Origin of the sequence: Variovorax sp. R-27, from assembly GCF_049913215.1 — a bacterium.
Lineage (GTDB): Bacteria > Pseudomonadota > Gammaproteobacteria > Burkholderiales > Burkholderiaceae_C > Variovorax.
In genome coordinates, this window is record NZ_CP183984.1 from 441,595 (window position 1) to 458,812 (window position 17,218).

The window sequence follows — 17,218 nt, forward strand, 5'->3', positions numbered from 1 at the left end:
GTCCGCAAATGACCACCGACGACTTGTCGCCACGCGACCTCGAACTTCTGCGCATGGCCATCCGACTGTCGGATGAGTCGAAGGCGCGCGGGCGCCATCCCTTTGCCGCGCTCGTGGCGAACGAGCATGGCGAGGTCGTCGTCACCGCGGGCAACAACTCGATGCCGCCAGAGGGCGACCCCACGCAGCACGCCGAGCTGGCCGCCGCCGCGCAGGCCGCGCGCCTGCTCACGCCCGAGCAGCTCGCGCGCTGCACGCTGTACACCAGCGCCGAGCCCTGCTGCATGTGCGCGGGCGCCATCTACTGGACGAACATCGGCCGCGTGGTCTACGCGCTTTCAGAGCACGCGCTGCTCGGCCTGACCGGCGACCACCCCGAAAACCCGACCTTTTCGCTCCCCTGCCGCGAGGTCTTTGCGCGCGGGCAGCGGCGCGTCGAGGTGGTGGGGCCGCTGCTCGAAGAGGAAGCCTCCGCGCCGCACGTCGGCTTCTGGACCGCCGGGCACTGAACCCCGGGTGCGCACGCGGGGTGCGCATTTTTGGTGGTGCCTCGAAACGCCAGAGTGGATAGACTGGCATTTTGAGACGTCCACGCCATGAAACTCATCGACTCGCTCGTCACGCAGGCGGCTGGCATCGCCGCCGTCCGACGTGACCTTCACGCCCACCCCGAACTCTGTTTCCAGGAAGTCCGCACCGCCGACGTGGTGGCAGGCAAGCTCACCGAATGGGGCATTCCCATTCATCGCGGCCTGGGCACCACAGGCGTGGTCGGTATCGTCAAGAATGGCTCCAGCAGCCGCGCAGTCGGCCTTCGCGCCGACATGGACGCGCTGCCCGTCACCGAGCTCAACACCTTCGCCCACGCCAGCAAGCACCACGGCAAGATGCACGCCTGCGGCCACGACGGCCACACGGCCATGCTGCTCGCAGCCGCCCAGCACTTGGCGAAGAACCGCAACTTCGACGGCACCGTCTACCTGATCTTCCAACCCGCGGAAGAGGGCGGCGGCGGCGCCCGCGAAATGATCAAGGAAGGGCTGTTCGAGCAGTTCCCCATGGATGCCGTGTTCGGCATGCACAACTGGCCCGGCATGAAAGCGGGCCAGTTCGCCGTGAGCCCCGGGCCGGTGATGGCCTCGGGCAACAAGTTTCATGTGAACGTGATCGGCAAGGGCGGCCATGCCGCGCTGCCGCATACGGGCATCGACCCGGTGCCTATCGCCTGCGAGATCGTGCAGGCCTTCCAGACCATCCTCACGCGCAAGATGAAGCCGACCGATTCGGCCGTGATCTCGGTCACCACCATCCATGCCGGCGAAACCAACAACGTGATTCCCGACAACTGCGAGCTGTCGGGCACGGTGCGCACTTTCTCGCTGGAGGTGCTCGACCTGATCGAGGCGAAGATGAAGCAGATCGCCGACCACATCTGTGCGGCGCACGACGCCACCTGCGACTTCCGCTTCGAGCGCTACTACCCGCCCACCATCAACACCGAGGCCGAAGCCGACTTCGCGCGCCGCGTGATGGGCGGCATCGTCGGCCCCGAGAACGTGCTGAAGCAGGAGGCCGCCATGACTTCCGAAGATTTCGCCTTCATGCTGCAGGCCAAGCCCGGCGCCTATGCCTTCATCGGCAACGGCGACGGCACGCACCGCGACGTGCACCACGGCGAAGGCCCGTGCACGCTGCACAACGCCAGCTACGACTTCAACGACGACCTCATCCCGCTGGGCGCCACCTGCTGGGTGCAGATCGCCGAGCAGTTCCTCAAGCCCGGCGGCGCAGCGACATGATCGGCATCGCAGAGGCCTTTTCGCCGCGCTACGCCCAGGCGCGCCAGAAGTTCCTGCAAGGCTGCGTGAGCGCCGGCCTCACGGTCGAGCCGCATGCGCACCCGCTCAAGGGGCGCGACGGCGAAGACCTGTCGATGGACGTCGCGCTCGACGGCGACGCGAATGCGCAGAACCTGCTGATCGTCAGCAGCGCCTGCCATGGCGCCGAGGGCCACTGCGGCAGCGGCGTGCAGGTGTTCGCGCTGCACGATGCCGAATGGCGCGAGAAGGCCAAGGCACAGGGCGTGGCGGTGCTGTACGTGCATGCGCTCAACCCGCACGGTTTTTCCTACGGCCGGCGCGTGACGCACGAGAACGTCGACCTGAACCGCAACTTCATCGACTTCTCGAAGCCGGTGCCGGTCAACGAGCCGTATGCCAAGCTGCACGACCTGCTGCTGCCCGCCACCTGGCCGCCCACGCCCGAGAACCAGGCGGCGGTGGACAAGTGGATCGCAAAGCACGGCGCCACTGCCTACCAGGCGGCCGTGACCAGCGGGCAATACCAGTTCGACGACGGCCTGTTCTTCGGCGGCAAGGCGCCGACCTGGAGCAACAAGACCATCCGCAGCGTGCTCAAGCGGCACGCGGGCAACGCGAAGCGCATTGCCTGGATCGACCTGCACACGGGGCTGGGCCCGAACGGTCTGGGCGAACGCATCTTCGCCTGCCGCGACGACAAGGTCGCCTATGCGCGCGCCAATGCGTGGTGGGGCACGCCCGCCGCGCCCGTCACCTCGATCTACGACGGCTCCTCGACCTCGGCGCTGCTGCGCGGGCTGATGTGGGACTCTGTATACGAGGAGTGCCCGCAGGCAGAGTACACCGGCATCGCGCTCGAATACGGCACGCTGCCGATCCTCGAAGTGACCGGCGCGCTGCGTGCCGACCACTGGCTGCACAAGCACCCCCAGGCGCCGGCCGACCTGGCCGACGGTATCCGTGCTCGGATGCTGGAAGCGTTCTATACGGACACCGATGCCTGGCGCGGGCAGATCGTCAGCCAGGCGCGGCAGGCGATGTTCCAGGCTGCTGACGGGCTCGGCGGCTGACCTGATCGGTCAGCACAAGCCCCTAAGTCCTGACCCGCCCATCCCCAGTCAGCATCGAAAGCTCGACGAACTTCGACGCCACGTGGTTCTTGGCAGAGAACGACACCTCGAACCCGCCAAACTGCTGGCGGTCGATGCTTTCCAGCCCCGCGATCAGGCTCTCGCGCGTGGGCTTGCCCGGGGCCTTGCGCAGGCCCTCGGTCAGCACCTTGGCGGCCAGGTAGCCCTCCATGCTCGAAAAATTGGCACTCGCGCCGCCGCCGGCCTTGCGTACCGCCTCGGTGAACTCGCGCGCCAGCGCATTGGCCTGGTTGTAGGGCGAGGGCACCACCTGCGTCACCATCACGCCGGCCGCGTCCTTGCCCAGCTCGTCCGCCAGCGCCTGCGTGCCGACGAAGGACATGTTGAAGAAAGTGCCGCCGTAGCCCGCCTTGCGCGCCTCGCGGATGAAGGCCGCGCAGGCCTTGTATGCACCCACCTGCACCACTGCATCGGGCCGCGCCGCCACGATGGTCTTCACCGCCTGCGCCACGTCGGACGAATTGCGCTCCACCGTGGCCAGCGCCACCGGCTTGAGCTGCTGCTCGCCGAGCGCCAGCGTCACGCCGTCGAGCCCGGCCTTGCCGTAGGCGTCGTTCTGATAGAAGACCGCGATCTTCTTCAGGCCCAGGTGGGTGAGCTGCTTCACCATCAGCGCCGTCTCGTCGTTGTACGAGGCGCGCAGGTGGAACACATTCTTCTGGAAGGGCTCGCGCAGCGACATCGCGCCGGTGAAGGGGGCCACGAACGGCACCTTGTCCTTCACCGCCAGCGGCAGCGCCGCCAGGCTGGTCGGCGTGCCGATGTAGCCGAAGAGCGCGAACACGTCTTCCGAGATCAGCTTCTGCGTGTTGGCCGCGCAGCGGTCGGGCTCGTAGCCGTCGTCGAGGTTCTTGATGACCACGTCGCGGTGCCCCGACTGGGCGTTGTACTGGTCCAGGAACACCTTGGCGCCCTGGTGAAACTGGATGCCCAGCTGCGCCGCCGGACCGGTGAACGCTGCCGACTGGCCCAGCACCAGCGGCGTGTCGCCCTGTGCCCGCGCAATGCCGAAACTCCCCAGCGTGGCGGCCGCGCCTGCGGCCAAAGAAAAATGACGTCGATTCAACATGATGAAAACCCACTCCCGCGCTCTGACTCGCGCACAAATTAGACTCGCCCGATGGCCCACGCACCGGATACCTTGCTCGAAGAAGCGCCTCCCCAGCCCGTAACGACCACCGTGCTGGGCGCCTGTCCCCACGACTGTCCGGACACCTGCGCGCTCGTTACAACCGTCAAGGACGGCGTGGCCGTCAAGCTGCAGGGCAATGCCGCCCATTCGCACACCGGTGGCGTGCTGTGCACCAAGGTGTCACGCTACATCGAACGCAACGACCATGCCGAACGGCTGGTGCAGCCCCTGAAACGTGTCGGCCCCAAGGGCAGCGGCCAGTTCGAGCCGGTGTCTTGGGAAGCCGCATTGGACGACATCGCCGCGCATCTTCGAGTATTACAGGGAAAACCCGAAGCTATTGTCCCCTATAGCTATGCGGGCACCATGGGGCTGGTTCAGGGCGAGTCGATGGACCGGCGCTTCTTTCACAAGCTGGGCGCCACCCTGCTGGACCGCACGATCTGCTCGATGGCCGGCGGCGAAGCCATGGTCTACACGCTGGGCGCCAAGGTCGGCATGCGCATCGAATTCTTCGCCGAAGCCAGGCTGATCCTGATCTGGGGCAGCAATTCCATCGCAAGCAACCTGCATTTCTGGCGCCACGCCCAGGCCGCCAAGCGCGCCGGCGCACGGCTGGTGTGCATCGACCCGCGCAAGACAGAAACCGCCGACAAGTGCGACGAGCACATCGCGTTGCTGCCCGGCACCGACGCCGCGCTGGCGCTGGCCCTGATGCACGAGCTGATCGTGCACGACTGGCTCGACCACGACTACATCGCCAACCACACGCTGGGCTGGGAGCAACTGCGCGAGCGCGCGTTGCAATGGCCGCCGTCGCGCGCGGCCGAAGTCTGCGGCATTCCCGAAGAGCAGATCGTGTCGCTGGCCAGGGCCTACGGCACCACCAAGCCGGCTGCGATCCGCCTGAACTACGGCATGCAGCGCGTGCGCGGCGGCGGCAACGCCGCCCGCGCCATCGCCTGCCTGCCGGCTCTGGTGGGCGCCTGGCGCAACCGCGCGGGCGGCCTGCTGCTGAGCAGCTCTGGCCACTACCCGGTCGATCGCGCCGCGCTGCAGCGCCCCGACCTGCTGGCCGGGCGCAAGCCGCGCACCATCAACATGAGCACCATCGGCGACGCGCTGCTGGACACCGCCAACCCGGTGGAGGCCATCGTGGTCTACAACAGCAACCCGGTGGCGGTGGCGCCCGAGTCGGCCAAGGTGGCGGCGGGCTTCGCGCGCGAAGACCTGTTCACCGTGGTGCTGGAGCAGTTCCGCACCGACACCGCCGACTACGCCGATTACCTGCTGCCCGCCACCACGCAGCTGGAGCATTGGGACATCCACTGCAGCTACGGCCACACCGACGTGCTGCTGAACCGCCCGGCCGTGGCACCGCGCGGCGAGGCCCGCAGCAACGCCTGGGTGTTCCGCGAGTTGGCGCGCCGCATGGGCTTTGGCGAGCCCTGCTTCTCGGATTCCGACGAGACGCTGTGCCGCACCGCCTTTGCCGACAACGCAATCGACTTCCCCGAGCTGCTGGCGCAGGGCTTCACCAGCGTGAAGCTGCCCGAGGCGCCGTTTGCCGAAGGCAGCTTTCCCACGCCTTCAGGCCGCTGCGAATTCTTCAGCGCGCGCCTCGAAGCCATGGGCATCGGCGGCCTGCCCGACCACGTGCCCAACTGGGAGCCGGCCGGCAGTTCGACCGAATTTCCGCTGGCCATGATCTCGCCGCCGGCGCGCAATTTCCTCAACTCCACCTTCGTCAACGTGACGAGCCTGCGCGCCATCGAGGTCGAGCCGCTGCTCGAAATCCACGAGGCCGACGCCGCCGCGCGCGGCATCGAGGACGGCGCGATGGTGCGCGTGTTCAACAAGCGCGGCGAGCACCGCTGCCGCGCCGAGGTCTCGCGCCGCGCGCGGCAGGGCGTGGTGCACGGCATGGGCATCTGGTGGCGCAAGCTCGGCATGGACGGCACCAACGTCAATGAGCTGACCAGCCAGCGCCTGACCGACATCGGCCGCGGCCCCACGTTCTACGACTGCCTCGTCGAGGTCGAGAAGGCGTGAGGCCTCTCCCCGCGCTTGCGCTGGCCGGCGCGCTGTTGCTCACCGGCTGTGCCGACCTCGGCTACTACTGGCAGTCCGCCAGCGGCCACATCGGCATCATGCGGGCCGCCAAGCCGGTGCCCGAGTGGCTGGCCGACCCGGCCGTGTCCGCGCCGCTGAAGGCCAAGCTCGAACTCACGCAGCGCATCCGCCGCTTCGCTTCCGCCGAACTCGGCCTGCCCGACAACGCCAGCTACAAGTCGTATGCCGACCTGCACCGCCCCGCCGCCGTGTGGAACGTGGTGGCCGCGCCGCCGTACTCGCTTACGCTCAAGAGCTGGTGCTTCCCGGTGGCGGGGTGTGTGGGCTACCGCGGCTACTACAGCGAGGACGCGGCCAAGGCCGAAGCAGAGGCTCAGAAGAAGCAGGATCTGGAGGTGGCCGTGTACCCTGTGCCCGCGTACTCCACGCTGGGCTGGATGAACTGGGCCGGCGGCGACCCGCTGCTGTCCACCTTCATCGGCTACCCCGAGGGCGAGCTCGCGCGCATCGTGTTCCACGAACTGGCGCACCAGGTGCTCTACGTGGCCGGCGACACGGTGTTCAACGAGTCGTACGCCACGGCCGTCGAGCGCATTGGCGGGGCGATGTGGCTGCAGCGCGAAGCCGGCGAGCAGGCCCGCCGCGAGTACGCGCAGTTCGATGGGCAGCGCCAGGACTTCCGCGCACTGGCTCTCAACACCCGCCGCGCGCTGACGCAGGTCTACGAATCGCCCGAAGCCAAGGCCAAGGACTGGGCCAAGGTCGAGGTCATGAAGCAGGCGGCCATGGCCGATTTTCGCGAGCGCTACGCGAAGCTGAAGGAGGGCTGGTCCGGCCCCCGCCGCAACGCCTACGACGCCTGGGTGGCGCGCGCCAACAACGCGGCCTTCGGCGCGCAGGGCGCCTACGACGATCTCGTGCCCAGCTTCGAGAAACTCTTCGAACACGAAGGCCACGACTGGCCGCGCTTTTACACTGAGGTCCGGCGCATCGCCGCGCTGCCGACCACGGAAGAACGCCGCAGTGCCCTGCAGGCGGCGACCGGCATCATGCAAACCCATTCCAGCCCGGAACAAAAAAACGGAGATCACGGTGCCTGACATCCATATCGAACGCAACCACACGCTGGGCATCGCCGGGGCGCGCGTCGCCGCACGCCAGTGGATCAAGCAGGCCGAACAGGAGTTCGGCCTCGAATGCGTCTACACCAAGGGCGAAGACCGCGACGTGGCAACCTTCACGCGTGCGGGCATCGACGGCACCGTCGAAGTCACGGCCAGCACTTTCACGCTCGACGCGACGCTGGGCTTCCTGTTCAGCAGCTTCAGCGAAATGATCGAGCAGAAGATCACGCGAAACCTCGACGCGTTGCTCGAATCCCCCCGGGGTGGCGGCACCCGTCTCGCCTGAGAGACTTCGGCTTCAGACGATGGTGTAGCCGCCGTCCACCGGCAGCGCCACGCCGCTCACCATCGACGCGCCATCGCTCAGCAGAAAGAGGATCGGCGCCACCACTTCCTCCACTTGCGCAAAGCGGCCCAGCGGAATGTTCCTGAGGGCGGCAGCGCTCTTGTCCGCGTCGGCCCAGGCCTGTTCGGCCATGGGCGTGAGCGTGACGGTCGGGTTCACGCTGTTCACGCGGATGCCGTGCGGCCCGAACTCCAGGCACAGCGAGCGCGTGATGGCGTCCATCGCGGCCTTCGAGGCGCAGTAGCAGAGGTGCGCGTCGAGTGCGACCAGCGAGGCCTGGCTCGACACGTTGACGATGCTGCCGCGTATGCCGGCCGCGATCATGGCCTTGCCGCAGCGTGAGGCCGCGAGTGCTGCGGCACGTGCGTTGACGGCCATCACGGTGTCGAAGCTTTCGGCCTTCATTTCGACAGCGGATTCGAGCAGTGCGATACCGGCGCAGTTCACTACGAGGTCGAATGCTTGCAACGCGGTAAGCGCACGCTCCAGGGCGGGTGCGTCGGCCACGTCGAGCACGAGTGGCGTGCAGCCGGCTTCGGCGTGCAGCGTCTCCAGTGCCGCGGCGTTGCGTCCCACGGCTGTGACCTTTGCGCCGGACTGCGCGAGTCGCATTGCCACTGCGCGGCCGATGCCGCTACTCGCGCCGGTCACCAGTGCGCGTTGGCCGGAGAAGTTGAAGGAGGTTGTCATGTCAGTTGCTTCAGTGTTCGTTCGGGGTGCGTGCGAATGACACCGGGTGCTCCCCTCCGCGAATGTCCCCCGGCCTGCGGCTTCCTTCTTTATTTCGCTCCAGATCGCATCGAGCAGTCATTTCAGCCGATGCACCGCATCACGCAACGCTGGATAAAGCGATTTGTAGATTTCGAAGCGCTCGCGATACACAGCCTGTGCCGCGGGTTCGGGCCGCGCCCGCTCCACCAGCGTGATCCAGCCGCGCTCGGCCGTCGCCGCATCGACCAGCCCCGCGCCCAATGCCGCGAGCATTGCCGCACCGAGCGCGGCCTCGACCTCTTGCTCGATGGTGAACACCGGGTAGCCCGTGATGTCCGCCACGATCTGCATCCAAAGGTCCGAGTGCGCCGCGCCACCGACCACGATCAGCCGATCGTCCAGCGGCTGCCCGCTCTGGCGTCCCGCCTCGATGTTGTGCTGCAGTGCAAAGCTCACGCCTTCGAGCACCGCGCGGTACAGGTGCGCCCGGCTGTGCGCGAGCGAGAGACCAATGAAGGCGCCCTTGGCCTGCGCGTCCCAGATCGGGCTGCGCTCGCCCATGAGGTAGGGGAGGAACACGAGGCCTTCCGCACCGGGTGGCACGTCGACGGCCTTGCGCTCGATCAGTGCGTGCGCATCTTCGCCGGTGCGCGCCGCCTCGGCCACTTCGGCCTGGCAGAAGGCTTCGCGGAACCACGTGATGGCTGCACCCGCCGTGATCGCGCCGCCGAATACATAGCTGCGGTCCGCACCGCTGTACACGTGCGGCATCGTTATGAGTTTGTGCCGTGCATCGACCGTGGGGCTCACGAAGCCCCAGCACATGCTGGTGCCGATCATCGCCACGTGGTCGCCGCTGCCGGTGACACCCGCGCAGAAGGTGGCCACCGCTGCATCGACGCCGCCCGCCATCAGCGGCATGCCTTCGACAAGGCCGAGCTTCGCGGCCCATTCGGCGCTCAGGCCGCCGACCACCTCGCTCGACTCGACCAAGCGCGGCGGCATCATGCGCGACGGAATGCCGAGCATCTGCATCGCCTCTTCGGACCACTGCCGGCGCGCCGCGTCGTACACGCCGCCGATGTTGCCGGCGGAACTGTGATCGACGGCAAGCTCGCCCGTGAGCCGCCAATTGATATAGCTGTTGGGTGGCAGGAAATGGCGCGTCTTCGCCCACACATCGGGCAGGTGCTCGCGCACCCACAGGATCTTGGTGAAGCCGTAGTAGCTGTCGACGCCGTTGCCGGTGATGGCTTCGAGGCGTGGCACTTCCACGTTCGCGTTCACCCATGCGACCTCGGCGGTGGCGCGGCGGTCCATCCAGATCAGGCAAGGGTGCAGCGGCTGCATCTGCCCGTCGACCGGAATGCCCGCGCCGCCGTACAGGCTGCTCACGCACATCGCTGCGATGTCCGACGGCGCGACGCCGCTGCCGGCCACACAGGTGCGCACGCTCTCGCACACCGCGTCGAACCACACGGCGCAGTCCTGCTGCGCCCACAGCGGCTTCGGCGTCTCGGGCTGGTAGGCCACGCTCGCCTGCGCATGCACCTTGCCGTCGATGCCGACCAGCAGGCACTTGGTGCTTTGCGTGCCGATGTCGACGCCGATCACGTATTTCATGGTGTGTTGTCTCTCTCAGGATCGGGGCTGCGGCGTGAGCAGCACCTTGATGGAATCCAGCGAGTTTGCCAGCGCGAAGGCGCGCTCCCATTCGGTCAGCGGAAAGCCGTGCGTGACGATGCCCTGCGAGGTGACCAGGCCGCGCGCCAGCAGGTCGATGGCAACGGGGTAGCAGTAGGGCCCCAGGTGCGCACCGCGCACGTCGAGCTCCTTGCGGTCGCCGATGATCGACCAGTCGGCGCTCGTTTCCGAGCCGAACACGCTGAACTCGACGAAGCGGCCGAGCTTGCGGATCATGTCCAGCCCCTGCGTCACGCCGATGGGGGCGCCGGTGGTCTCGATGTACACGTCGCAGCCGTAGCCTTCGGTCAAACCCTTGACGATGGCATCTGCGTTCTCGGTCTTGGGGTTGATGACGACATCAGCGCCGTATTGCTTGGCGAGCGCCAGTCGTTCCGGCACGAGGTCGATCACGATGAGTTTCTTCGGCGTCTTCAGCGCCGCGACCTGCACCATCATCAGCCCCAGCGGGCCGGCGCCGGCGATGACCACCACGTCGTCGAGCTGTATGTCGCCGCGGTTCACCGTGTGGATCGCGCAGGACAGCGGCTCGATGATGGCCGCGTCTTCCAGCGAAATGCCGTCGGGGATCTTGTGCACGCGCGAGGTCGGCGGCAGGCGCATGTAGTCGGCCATGCCGCCATCGGCCACGATGCGCTGGAAGCCGAAGATGTTGTGCACTTCGCACATCCAGTACTTGCCTGAAGTGCAGAAGCGGCACTTGCCGCAGGGCACGATCTGCTCGGCGATCACGCGGTCGCCTTTCTCCACGCCGAAGTGCTCGCCCGCGCCTTCGCCGAGGGCTTCGACGTAGCCGAAGAATTCATGGCCGGGAATGACCGGCGCCTTGACCCATGAGGGCTGGCCGTCACCGCCCCAGAACATCTTCGCGCCCGAGTGGCATTTGCAGTCGGAGGCGCAGATGCCGCAGGCGGCGATGGAGATCAGCAACTCGTTCGGGCCGATGGCCGGCATGTCGACGGTTTCGAGGCGATAGTCCTTCGGGCCATGGCAGACGACGGCCTGCATTGAAGCGAGTTGTGCGATGGCGCCGGACGTACCGGGCTGGAGCTTTTGATAAGACATGAGGTTGGGGGAGTGGGGAATGTGTCTGTTGCGAAGTCAGCGCTTGGCTTCGCGGCTGATGAAGATGGCGAGCAGGACGATCCCGCCCTTGATGATCAATTGCAGGTACGGCGACACGCCGATCATGTTGAGGCCGTTGTTCAGCACGCCCAGCAGCAGCGCACCGACCAGCGTGCCGACGATGGCGCCGCGCCCGCCGGCAATCGATGTGCCGCCCATCACCACGGCTGCGATGGCGTCGAGCTCGAAGCCCACGCCCACGCCGGGCTGTCCGCTGGTCACGCGCGCTGCCTGCACGATGCCGGCGATGGCGGCGGTCAGCCCGCTCAGCGCATACACGAGCAGCTTGTAGCGCGACACGCGCACGCCCGAGAGTCGAGTGGCTTCCTCATTGCCGCCGATGGCATACACGTAGCGGCCGAACGGCGCCATGTTCAGCAGCACGTAGGCCACGAGGTAGGTCGCCAGCATGATGAGGATCGGTACCTTGATGCCGGCCAGCACACCGCCGCCGAGAAAGGCGAAAGAATCGGGCAGCCCGTCGATGGGATAGCCGCCCGTGTAGATCAGCGCAATGCCGCGCGCAATGCCCATGGTGGCCAGCGTCACGATGATCGGCGGCATGCGCAGGTAGGCTACGCAGTAGCCGTTGAACAGGCCGATCACCACACCCACGGCCAGGCCGAGCGGCACCGCCAGCATCGGCGGCAGCCCGAACTGCACCATCATTCCCGAGGCCAGCGTGCCCGACAGCGCCACCACCGCACCCACCGAAAGATCGATGCCGCCGGTGAGGATCGCGGCCGTCATGCCCACCGCGATGATCGCGTTGATCGACGACTGCAGCGCGATGTTCTGCAGGTTGCCCCAGGAGAGAAAGTTGTCGGTCGCGACGATCATGAAGACCGAGATCGCGACCAGGCCTACCAGTGGGAGGAAGGCTGTGGAGCGGCGCAACTGGGTGAAGAAGCCGCCTGCAGGTGCCGGTGGTGTGGGGTGGGTTGCGGTTGCGTTCATTTCATGTGCTCCACTGGGTATTGCGCGAAGACGGGATGCCCTGTGCACAGTGGGCGCCGTCGGCGTGATCGCGCCTCGAACAAATCTCTGTCGCAGTCATTGAGCGCCTCCCGACGAAGTGGCGTAGCGCATGATGTCGCCCGAGTTGATTGCGTCGCCTTCGAGCGTCGCCACGATGGCCCCGCCCGAGAACACAGCAACGCGATCGCACATACCGACGATTTCGGGCAGCTCGCTCGAAATCATCACGATCGATTTGCCTTGCCGCGTGAGCTCGCGCATCAGGCTGTAGATCTCGGCCTTGGCACCTACGTCGATGCCGCGCGTGGGCTCGTCGAAGATCAGCACTTCAGAGGCGTGGCCGAGCCAGCGCGCGATCACCACCTTCTGCTGGTTGCCGCCTGACAGCGTGGCCACGCGTGTCTCGATGTTCGGCGCCTTCACACCGACGCGGCGCGAGAGTTCACCGGCCGCCTGCTTCTCCGACGCCTGGCTCACCAGCCCCGCGCTGCGGTGCCTGCCGAGGTTGTTCAGCGAGATGTTGAAGCGGATCGTGAAGTCGGTGATCAGCCCTTCGACCTTGCGGCTTTCGGGCAGCAGGCCGATGCCGTTTTCCAGCGCCTGCGTCGGGTCGTCCAGGCGCACGGGCTTGCCGTTGCGCAGCACTGTCTTGCGGTGCACGCGGTCGGCGCCCATCATGCCCAGCGCCAACTCGGTGCGGCCCGAACCGACCAGCCCCGCAAAGCCGAGGATCTCGCCTTCATGCAGATCGAAGGCATTGATGGGGCCGCCCTTCGCTAGCTGGATGTGCGGCACTTCGAGCACCTTGCGCCCGCGCGGCGCGGGCACCGGCTTCGGCGGAAAGTTGTGTTCGATGCGGCGGCCCACCATCATTTCGACCAGCGCATCCACATCGGTCGCGCCCACCTCGGCATGCCCCGCATTGGCACCATCGCGCAGCACGCTGATGCGGTCGCACACCTCGAAAATTTCGTCGAGGTGATGCGAGATGAAGATCATCGCCACGCCCTTGGCGCGCAGCTCCCGCATGATCTTGAACAGGTGCCCGGCCTCGTTCGGCGTGAGCGTGGCGGTCGGCTCATCGAGCACCAGCAGGCGCGCCTTCAGCGACAGCGCCTTGCCGATTTCCACGAACTGCTGCTGCGCCACCGAGAGCCTGCAGATCGGCACGCCGAGATCGATCTGCACACCCAGTTCGTCGAACAAGGCCCGCGCAGAGCGCTTCATCGCCGCCTTGTCCATCAGACCGAAACGGTTCTTCAGGTAGCGGCCGAGAAAGATGTTCTCCACCGCGTTCAGGTACGGGATGAGGCTGAACTCCTGGAAGATGATGCCGATGCCCGCTGCGATGGCATCGTTGTAGCCCGCGAACTTTCGCTCGCTGCCTTCGATGAAGATGCGCCCCTCGTCGGCCTGGTAGATGCCGCCGAGGATCTTCATCAGCGTCGACTTGCCCGCGCCGTTCTCGCCGAGCAGCGCATGCACCTCGCCCTTGCGGATCGAGAGGTCGATGCCCGCGAGTGCCTTCACGCCCGGAAAGCTCTTCGAGACGCCTTCGAGCCTCAGCATTTCGGCGGTGTCGTTCATGGCCGTGCGCTGCTTCTGGCGTCGGTTACCAGGTGAAGGTCTTCGCGCCTTCGGCGTCGATCAGCTTCACGTCGACCGGCACCGCGGCGGGCACGTTGGCACCCCACTTCTTCGCCAGCGCGATGCCGATCGCCAGGCGGATCTGGTCGCGCGGGTACTGCGCGGTGGTGGCGATGAACTTCGAGCCGGGCTTCTGCATGGCCTTGATGGCCTCGGGTGCGCCGTCCACGCTGGTGAGCTTCACGTCCTTGCCGCTGGCTTCGATGGCCGCGAGCGCGCCCATCGAGCCGCCGTCGTTCACGCTGAAAACGCCCTTCAGGTCCTTGTTGGCCTGCAGGATGTTCTCGGTCACGGTGAGCGCGGTGGCGCGTTCCTGCTTGCCGTTCTGCGTGCTCACCACCTTGATGCCGGGGTACTTGGCGAGTGCTTCGCGGCAGCCCTTCACGCGCTCCAGAATCGGCACCACGGGAATGCCGTCGAGGATGGCCACGTCGCCTTTCTCGCCGATGCTCTTTGCCAGGTATTCGCAGGCAAGGCGTCCGGCGTCGGTGTTCTTCGAGCCGACGAAGGAATCGACCGGGCCCTGCGCGTTGGCGTCCACCGCCACCACCACGAGGCCCGCCTTCTTGGCCGAGCGCACGGCCGACTGCACGCCGGTGGAGTCGGTCGGGTTCAGCAGCAGGATGTCGACCTTCTTCTGGATCATGTCTTCCACGTCGCCGATCTGCTTGGCCACGTCATGCCGCGCGTCCGTGGTGACCACGGTCGCGCCGATGCTGGCAGCGGCCTCTTCGAGCGCCTGCTTCATCGTCACGAAGTAGGGGTTGTTGAGCTCCTGGAAGGTCATGCCGATGCGCAGCGGCTGCTTCGGGGCCTGCGCCTGCGCGGCGGATGCGCCGCAGACCAGTGCGGCAGTAAGGGCGGTGGCTTTGAGGATGTTCTTCATGGTGGCTGTCTCCTTGGGTTTGTGACTGTCGAAAAACGCGGACAAAGGCTCGCCCCACGCGGTGCCCGAAGGGCCGCGTCGGTGACGACACGGGGAACACGGAAACCCGGCTACGGCGGGTTGGCGGCACGCGAGGCCGCGGCCTGCATGCGATGGAAATTGCGGAACTTGGTCGGCGGCATGCGCTTGTGCAGCAGGAACTGCCGGTTGAAGTTCGACACGTTGTTGAAGCCCACGTCCATGCAGACGTCGAGCACCGGCTTCTCGCTGTTGGTGAGAAGCTCGCAGGCGCGGCTGATGCGCAGCCGGTTCACGTAGCGCACGAACGATTGGCCCGTGTGCTTGCGGAAGGATCGCGAAAACGCGCTCGGGCTCTGGCCTACCAGCTCGGCCAGCATCGGCTCGCGCAGGTCGTCGCCGAGGTTGGCCGCGATGTGCGCCAGCACGTTGTTGATTGCGTGCGACATGAAAGCCTTGGGGTCGGGCTTGAACGCGGGGCTGGCCAGGCGCTGGCGGTCGTTGCCGTCGGCCAGCAGTTCGAGCAGCGACAGCAGCAGGATCACGCGGCGCAGGCCGCGCGCCTGCAGCAGCGATTCCATGATCGGCTTGGCCGCGGCGGCGGTCTCCACCGAGAACAGCAGGCCCGAGCCCGATTCGGCCAGCAGCGGCGCGATGCGCTCGAACTCGGGAAAGGTGCCGGCCATGTTCTGCATCAGCCCGGCCGGGAACTGGATCACGATGCCGCGCCGCTCGACGCTCTGGCCTGCGGGCACGTCGCTGATCCAGTTGTGCGGCAGGTCGGGGCCCATCAGCACGAGGTTGCCCGGCTCGAAATGGCCGACGTGGTCGCCCACGAAATACACGCCCTGGGTCTCGACGATCAGCTGGATCTCGTACTCGGGATGGAAGTGCCAGCGCACCGTGCGGTACGGGTAGCCGTGCGCCCAGCAGGTGAACGATTCGTCACCGCGGACTTCAACGATTTCCAGGTCGGGTTGCATGGGGCGGACTGTACGAACCGCTCCCGATGCCAACAACCAGAGATGGCGCCCGGATTCGATACTTTTTTGACTTCCGGGGAGGCCCGGATGGCCGATGCCGCGCCATGCATTGCGCCGCAGCAAACTCCTTTCTCCTCGGGGAGAGGAGGGGGCGAGGGCGGTATTTGCTGCGCTGCGGAAAGCGCCGGATTCTCGGAGTCAAGAATTCATAGGTGTTTTCCCGCCCCGGCAGGCCCGGGCACACTCTGGCGTCATGACGACAACAAGCTCCTCCCCTCCGGCAGCGGGCCCGCTGGCCGGCCTCAAGGTCATCGAGCTCGGGCAGCTCATCGCCGGGCCTTTCGCCGCGCGCACGCTGGGTGACTTCGGCGCCGAGGTCATCAAGATCGAGCCGCCCGGCGCGGGTGATCCGCTGCGCACCTGGCGGCTGCTGAAAGACGGCACCTCCGTCTGGTGGCAGGTGCAGTCGCGCAACAAGCGCTCGCTGGCGCTGGACCTGCGCGAACCGCAGGCGCAGGCCGTCGTGCGCAAGCTCGCGGCCGAGGCCGACGTGCTGATCGAGAACTTCCGCCCCGGCGCGATGGAAGGCTGGGGCCTCGGCCCTGACGAGCTGCTGGCCGCCAACCCTGCGCTCGTGATGCTGCGCATCAGCGGCTACGGCCAGACCGGCCCGTACCGCGACCGCCCCGGCTTCGGCGTGGTGGCAGAGGCCATGGGCGGGCTGCGCCACCTCACTGGTGAGCCGGGGCGCGTGCCGGTGCGCGTGGGCGTGTCGATCGGCGACACGCTGGCCTCGCTGCACGGCGTGATCGGCGTGCTGATGGCGATGCAGCACCGCCACGCGACGGTGAGTGCGGAATATCCGAAGGGCAAGGGACAGGTGATCGACGTGGCGCTCTACGAGGCCGTCTTCAACTGCATGGAAAGCCTGCTGCCCGAGTACGGCGAATTCGGCGCGGTGCGCGAGGCGGCCGGCAGCGCGCTGCCGGGCATTGCGCCGACCAATGCGTACCGTTGCGCGGACGGCGGCTACGCGATCGTCGCGGGCAATGGCGACAGCATCTTTCGCCGGCTCATGGCGTGCATCGGCCGGCCCGACCTCGCGGCCGATCCTTCATTGGCCGGCAACACCGGCCGCGTGGCGCGGGTCGAAATGCTCGACGCCGCCATCGGCGACTGGACCGCGCAGCACACCGTCGACGAGGTGCTGGCCGCGCTCGACGCGGCGCATGTGCCGGGCGGGCGCATCTACACGATCGCCGACATCGCGGCCGACCCGCACTACGCCGCTCGCGGCATGCTGCAGCAGGTGCAGATGGCCGACGGCACTGCGCTCGCGGTGCCTGGCTTCGTGCCCAAGATGTCGCTCACGCCGGCCAGCCACCGGCACAACGCGCCGGCGCTGGGCGCGGACACCGATGCGGTGCTGAGGGAAATCGGCCTGAGCGCGGAACAGATCGCCGCGCTGCACGAGCGCGGAATAGTGGGCTAGCCGATACGGGCCATTCATGGGCCTGAAA

General features: G+C 67.0%; 15 protein-coding genes. 7 read left to right on the forward strand and 8 right to left on the reverse strand.

The window, feature by feature from the left end; genetic code table 11:
• Positions 1–8 precede the first annotated feature (8 nt).
• The 3 genes from ACN9MV_RS02070 (at position 9) to ACN9MV_RS02080 (ending at position 2,890) form a co-directional block, all read left to right on the forward strand.
• Positions 9–509, forward strand: a complete 501-nt coding sequence (locus ACN9MV_RS02070; RefSeq protein WP_426391151.1) for a deaminase — start codon at positions 9–11, stop codon at positions 507–509.
• Positions 510–596: 87 nt separating this feature from the next.
• Complete coding sequence (locus ACN9MV_RS02075; protein ID WP_093053693.1) at positions 597–1,799, forward strand: M20 aminoacylase family protein; 1,203 nt, start codon at positions 597–599, stop codon at positions 1,797–1,799.
• Positions 1,796–2,890, forward strand: a complete 1,095-nt coding sequence (locus ACN9MV_RS02080; RefSeq protein ID WP_426391153.1) for a M14 family metallopeptidase — start codon at positions 1,796–1,798, stop codon at positions 2,888–2,890. Before ACN9MV_RS02075 ends, ACN9MV_RS02080 begins: the two co-directional genes overlap by 4 nt.
• Before the next feature lie 22 nt (positions 2,891–2,912).
• Here ACN9MV_RS02080 and ACN9MV_RS02085 read toward each other — a convergent pair whose 3' ends face one another.
• Complete coding sequence (locus ACN9MV_RS02085) at positions 2,913–4,040, reverse strand: ABC transporter substrate-binding protein (RefSeq protein ID WP_093076819.1); 1,128 nt, start codon at positions 4,038–4,040, stop codon at positions 2,913–2,915.
• 51 nt (positions 4,041–4,091) lie between these two features.
• Here ACN9MV_RS02085 and ACN9MV_RS02090 point away from each other — a divergent pair, with 51 nt between their 5' ends.
• From ACN9MV_RS02090 to ACN9MV_RS02100, 3 genes are read left to right on the forward strand one after another with little or no spacing between them, the layout of a single operon-like run.
• Entirely contained in the window at positions 4,092–6,155 is a 2,064-nt protein-coding gene (locus ACN9MV_RS02090; protein WP_426391155.1) for a molybdopterin-containing oxidoreductase family protein, read from the forward strand.
• Complete coding sequence (locus tag ACN9MV_RS02095; RefSeq protein WP_093053704.1) at positions 6,152–7,276, forward strand: aminopeptidase; 1,125 nt, start codon at positions 6,152–6,154, stop codon at positions 7,274–7,276. Before ACN9MV_RS02090 ends, ACN9MV_RS02095 begins: the two co-directional genes overlap by 4 nt.
• A complete protein-coding gene (locus tag ACN9MV_RS02100) occupies positions 7,269–7,586 on the forward strand; it encodes a polyhydroxyalkanoic acid system family protein (protein WP_093053707.1) in 318 nt (105 codons plus the stop codon). Before ACN9MV_RS02095 ends, ACN9MV_RS02100 begins: the two co-directional genes overlap by 8 nt.
• Before the next feature lie 12 nt (positions 7,587–7,598).
• Here the strand turns inward: ACN9MV_RS02100 and ACN9MV_RS02105 are convergent, their stop codons facing one another.
• The 7 genes from ACN9MV_RS02105 to ACN9MV_RS02135 all read right to left on the reverse strand — a co-directional run bounded on the left by ACN9MV_RS02105 (position 7,599) and on the right by ACN9MV_RS02135 (position 15,698).
• Positions 7,599–8,336, reverse strand: coding sequence for an SDR family oxidoreductase (locus ACN9MV_RS02105; RefSeq protein ID WP_426391158.1), 738 nt, complete (start codon positions 8,334–8,336; stop codon positions 7,599–7,601).
• 117 nt (positions 8,337–8,453) lie between these two features.
• Positions 8,454–9,980, reverse strand: coding sequence for an FGGY-family carbohydrate kinase (locus tag ACN9MV_RS02110; RefSeq protein WP_426391160.1), 1,527 nt, complete (start codon positions 9,978–9,980; stop codon positions 8,454–8,456).
• Positions 9,981–9,995: 15 nt separating this feature from the next.
• A complete protein-coding gene (locus ACN9MV_RS02115; RefSeq protein WP_093053714.1) occupies positions 9,996–11,126 on the reverse strand; it encodes an alcohol dehydrogenase catalytic domain-containing protein in 1,131 nt (376 codons plus the stop codon).
• A gap of 36 nt (positions 11,127–11,162) precedes the next feature.
• A complete protein-coding gene (locus ACN9MV_RS02120; RefSeq protein WP_093053717.1) occupies positions 11,163–12,143 on the reverse strand; it encodes an ABC transporter permease in 981 nt (326 codons plus the stop codon).
• A gap of 96 nt (positions 12,144–12,239) precedes the next feature.
• Positions 12,240–13,751 carry a sugar ABC transporter ATP-binding protein gene (locus ACN9MV_RS02125; protein WP_426391163.1) on the reverse strand — a complete coding sequence of 504 codons (1,512 nt, stop codon included), beginning with the start codon at positions 13,749–13,751 and terminating at the stop codon, positions 12,240–12,242.
• A gap of 25 nt (positions 13,752–13,776) precedes the next feature.
• Entirely contained in the window at positions 13,777–14,697 is a 921-nt protein-coding gene (locus ACN9MV_RS02130; protein WP_093053723.1) for an ABC transporter substrate-binding protein, read from the reverse strand.
• Between the two features lie 110 nt (positions 14,698–14,807).
• Positions 14,808–15,698 (reverse strand): helix-turn-helix domain-containing protein, encoded by an 891-nt coding sequence (locus ACN9MV_RS02135; RefSeq protein ID WP_093076831.1) that lies wholly within the window; start codon positions 15,696–15,698, stop codon positions 14,808–14,810.
• Between the two features lie 253 nt (positions 15,699–15,951).
• On the opposite strand from ACN9MV_RS02135, the gene ACN9MV_RS02140 reads away from it, so the two are divergent.
• Complete coding sequence (locus ACN9MV_RS02140) at positions 15,952–17,190, forward strand: CaiB/BaiF CoA transferase family protein (RefSeq protein ID WP_426391166.1); 1,239 nt, start codon at positions 15,952–15,954, stop codon at positions 17,188–17,190.
• Positions 17,191–17,218: the final 28 nt, after the last annotated feature.